The following is a 3,620-nucleotide window of genomic DNA, read 5'->3' on the forward strand; positions in this document are numbered from 1 at the left end:
GGATTTATCGCAGCCTGCGTAACCCCAGTTATCTGGGGATGTTGGTTATTGCCGTGGGGTGGGCGCTGGCTTTTCGTTCGGGGGTTGGGTTGTTGCTGGCGGGGCTGACGGTGATTCCGTTGATTGCACGGATACACTCGGAAGAGGCGCTATTACGGGCGCAGTTTGGTGGGGAGTACGAGGCCTATTGCGCCCGGAGTTGGCGGCTGATTCCCGGAGTGTATTGATGCACACCCTGTAGGAGCTGCCGCAGGCTGCGATCTTTTGATTTGGCTTTTTAAAATCAAGATCAAAAGATCGCAGCCTTCGGCAGCTCCTACAGGTTCGGGCTTATCACGAGTTCTTGAGGCGAATCAGGCCTTCAGGGTCTAGCACGACCATGACCTCGCCATAATTGGCCAACGTCGCATGCACAGTCTGAGTCGGCTGCTCATGCGTCGCCGTGACGATCATCAGGTCCGCCCCCGCCGCCTCAGCCGCAAGTATGCCGACCGCCGCGTCCTCGAAAACCAGGCATTCCGATGTCTGAACACCCAGCCGTTGAGCCGCCAATCGATACCCGGCCGGGTCGGGTTTGCCGGCGGTGACATCTTCGGCAGTGACCATCACATCCGGCTCGGGAATCCCCGCTGCAGCCATTCGCCGCAACGCCAACGCCCTCGGTGCAGAGGTGACGATGGCCCATTGATGAGCGGGTAACGACTGGAGAAAACCCGCTGCGCCAGCCACTTCTGCAACCCCTTCGACATCTTCGATTTCAGCTTCGGTGATCCACGCGGCTTCAACCTCCGCATCCACACCGGGCAAGGCCAGGCGATTGATGGTGTCGATGGCGCGGGCGCCGTGGATGGTGGGCAGGAAGGACTCGACATCGACGCCATGGCGCGTTGCCCAGGAGGCCCAGACGCGCTCGGCGGCAGCAATGGAGGTGAGAATGGTGCCGTCCATGTCGAACAGAAACGCACGGTACGGGACATCGAAAACGGATGCGGGAACAGGCAAGGGTCCTTCCTCTTTCAAGAACGGTGTTCCGGCAATGTACACCAACCCTGTAGGAGCTGCCGCAGGCTGCGATCTTTTGATCTTGATCTTTAAAAAGCAACATCAAAAGATCGCAGCCTGCGGCAGCTCCTACAGGGTGCGGCGTGATTTCAGGGCACCGTCCACGCAATCGAGTAGTTGCCCCAGCGCCCAGGGTTTCTTGATGAACGAGACCTCGTGCCGGACACCAGAGCTTTCCGGGGTTTCGAAGCCGGACATGATCATGATCGGTTTGTCCGGCCAGCGATCACCGAACAGGTTGGCCAGATCTGCACCATTGAGCTTGCCCGCCATGGTGATGTCCGTCAGCAGCAACCCGACATTCGGGGCGTGCGACTCTAAATAAACCGATGCAGCGTCCGCACTGGACTGCGGCTCTACTACATAGCCTTCCTCCTGAAGAATTTCACAAAGAAATTCCAGGATCAGCGGGTCGTCTTCAACCACCAGAATCAACCCGCCAGGAAGGTGTTCGCCCGCTGTCGATACTCGACTCATGACCATACCGCTCCCTGATCGCAACAATGACTTTCGCGGGCTCTAAATCCGCTACCTACAGGGTATGAGCAACGCTATCTGCGGAAATTCATTTTTGATACAGGCGGTCGACGAAATCGATAGTTGTGCAAGCTTCGCAGTACAACCAAACGATCAAATGTCATGGGGGCCTGAATCAGGTCATGCCCCGAATGACTGGGTTGGCGTTACTGGGACATGGGGTCTTTTTTCATGGTGTCCTTGGACATGGCATCTTTCTTCATGCCGTCCTTGCTCATCGCATCCTGGGACATGCTGTCTTTTTTCATCGTGTCCTTGGTCATGGCATCCTTTTTCATGCTGTCTTTGTGCATGGCGTCCTTGGACATCGCGTCCTTGCTCATGCTGTCGTTACTCATGGTATCGGCGGCAAAAACACTGGCAGCGCCGACGGCCAGGCACATGGACAGAACGACGGTGGTCAACTTTTTCATGATGAAACTCCTTGATGCATGGGGTGTGAACGGGGATTTACCGAGGTTTCGTCAGCTGCCACCAAACCAGTTGTAGCCCTGGTCTTCCCAGTAGCCGCCGCTGAAGGTGTTGCTGACGAAAATCGCCTGGATGTGTTTGGGGTTCTTGTAGCCGAGCTTGGTGGGCATGCGCAGCTTCATCGGGAAGCCATATTCGCGCGGCAGCACGGCGCCGTCCCAGGTCAGCGCCAACAGGGTTTGCGCATGCAGTGCGGTGGCCATGTCGATGCTGGTGTAGTAATCATCAGCGCATTTGAAGCCGACGTATTTGGCATCGGTATCGGCGCCAACGCGCTTGAGGAAATCACTGAAACGCACGCCCCCCCAGCGGCCGATGGCGCTCCAGCCTTCGACGCAAATGTGCCGGGTGATCTGCTCGGTTTGCGCCATGGCGCGAAGTTCTTCGAGACGCCAACTGCGCTTGTCCGCCACCAGACCGGTGACTTCCAGCCGATAGCTCTCCTCCTCCACCGTCGGCGCTTCGTCGATACCGTAAAAGGCATTGAACGGGAACGGCCGGGTGATCATCGAGGCAGGATAGGTCGGTGCCATGGCGTTGGGATTGAACAGCCAACCCTGCACCCGATCGTTGAAGCGCGACATGGACGACAACGCGGTCTCGACGCTGTCGTTGTCAGTGAGGTTGCAGCCGGACAACATGGCCACGCCGCCGAGGGTCAGGCCACGCAACAGGAACGAACGACGCGAGCGGTCCTCGATCTGCGGGGCGAGGATTTTCCGGGCGTCGGTCAGGATGGACGACTCGTCCAGCCCGGAGCCTTGAATGCGCTTTTTCATACAGACTCCTTGCGACCGACAATCATGGCCAACAGTGTTTTTGGAACCAGTGCAACCATCACCAGATGCACCACGACGAAGGCCACCAACAGCGACATGGCAATGAAGTGCACATGGCGCGCACCTTCGTAGCCCCCCAACAAATCACGCAGCAGCGCAAACTGCACCGACTTCCACAGCACCAATCCGGAGATCACCAGCAGCGTGATATCGACCATCACAAACAGGTACGCCACACGCTGCACCTGGTTGTAATGACTCAGGTCGGCATGTCCCAAGCGGCCCCGCAACGCGGCCCCCAGGTCATGCATTACGCCTTTGGGTGAAACCGGAAAGAAGCGTCGTTTCAGGCGACCACTGAGCAGATTGATGACCAGATAGACGAGGCCGTTGATCGCGAGAAACCACATCGCCGCGAAGTGCCATTGCAAGGCGCCGCCAAGCCAGCCGCCGAGGGTGATCGACTTGGGGAAGCTGAAGTCGTAGAGCGGTGAAGCGTTGTAGATGCGCCAACCGCTGGTGACCATCACCAGCACCGCCAGGGCGTTCAGCCAATGGGTGAGCCTCAGCCAGCGAGGATGGCTGGCCTTGGGTGAAGCAGTTGACTGCGACATGTCCGGCTCCCGTTTGTTGTTCGTTGGGGCCGAGTATGGAAGCCGGAAGATCGCCAAATCCTCACGTAAAGTTAAATTAATCGTGATAACTCAATGCCCCCCCTGTAGGAGCTGCCGCAGGCTGCGATCTTTTGATTTTAAAAAGCAAGATCAAAAG

The 3,620-nt window shown here is 57.6% G+C and carries 6 protein-coding genes; 1 reads left to right on the forward strand and 5 read right to left on the reverse strand.

The window, feature by feature from the left end; all coding sequences use genetic code 11:
• The coding region (locus KGB21_RS29200; RefSeq protein ID WP_223507531.1) for a methyltransferase family protein at window positions 1–227 on the forward strand (227 nt) is incomplete at its 5' end.
• A 106-nt stretch (window positions 228–333) separates the two neighbouring features.
• Here the strand turns inward: KGB21_RS29200 and KGB21_RS29205 are convergent.
• The 5 genes from KGB21_RS29205 to KGB21_RS29225 form a co-directional block, all read right to left on the reverse strand.
• Window positions 334–948 (reverse strand): HAD-IA family hydrolase, encoded by a 615-nt coding sequence (locus tag KGB21_RS29205; protein ID WP_411741428.1) that lies wholly within the window; start codon window positions 946–948, stop codon window positions 334–336.
• A 183-nt stretch (window positions 949–1,131) separates the two neighbouring features.
• Complete coding sequence (locus tag KGB21_RS29210) at window positions 1,132–1,539, reverse strand: response regulator (protein WP_223507533.1); 408 nt, start codon at window positions 1,537–1,539, stop codon at window positions 1,132–1,134.
• A gap of 206 nt (window positions 1,540–1,745) precedes the next feature.
• Window positions 1,746–2,012 carry a pentapeptide MXKDX repeat protein gene (locus KGB21_RS29215; RefSeq protein WP_034150662.1) on the reverse strand — a complete coding sequence of 89 codons (267 nt, stop codon included), beginning with the start codon at window positions 2,010–2,012 and terminating at the stop codon, window positions 1,746–1,748.
• 51 nt (window positions 2,013–2,063) lie between these two features.
• Window positions 2,064–2,849 carry a molybdopterin-dependent oxidoreductase gene (locus KGB21_RS29220; protein WP_223507534.1) on the reverse strand — a complete coding sequence of 262 codons (786 nt, stop codon included), beginning with the start codon at window positions 2,847–2,849 and terminating at the stop codon, window positions 2,064–2,066.
• On the reverse strand, window positions 2,846–3,463 hold the full coding sequence (locus KGB21_RS29225) for a cytochrome b/b6 domain-containing protein (protein WP_223507535.1): 618 nt from the start codon (window positions 3,461–3,463) through the stop codon (window positions 2,846–2,848). Before KGB21_RS29225 ends, KGB21_RS29220 begins: the two co-directional genes overlap by 4 nt.
• Window positions 3,464–3,620: the final 157 nt, after the last annotated feature.

The organism is Pseudomonas sp. GL-RE-29 (assembly GCF_019947275.1).
Lineage (GTDB): Bacteria > Pseudomonadota > Gammaproteobacteria > Pseudomonadales > Pseudomonadaceae > Aquipseudomonas > Aquipseudomonas fluorescens_A.

Bases quoted from the DNA above. Each gene is read 5' to 3' on its own strand.
- KGB21_RS29205 (WP_411741428.1), bottom strand. From the start codon at position 948: ATGGACGGCACCATTCTCACCTCCATTGCTGCCGCCGAGCGCGTCTGG.
- KGB21_RS29210 (WP_223507533.1), bottom strand. From the start codon at position 1,539: ATGAGTCGAGTATCGACAGCGGGCGAACACCTTCCTGGCGGGTTGATT.
- KGB21_RS29215 (WP_034150662.1), bottom strand. From the start codon at position 2,012: ATGAAAAAGTTGACCACCGTCGTTCTGTCCATGTGCCTGGCCGTCGGC.
- KGB21_RS29220 (WP_223507534.1), bottom strand. From the start codon at position 2,849: ATGAAAAAGCGCATTCAAGGCTCCGGGCTGGACGAGTCGTCCATCCTG.
- KGB21_RS29225 (WP_223507535.1), bottom strand. From the start codon at position 3,463: ATGTCGCAGTCAACTGCTTCACCCAAGGCCAGCCATCCTCGCTGGCTG.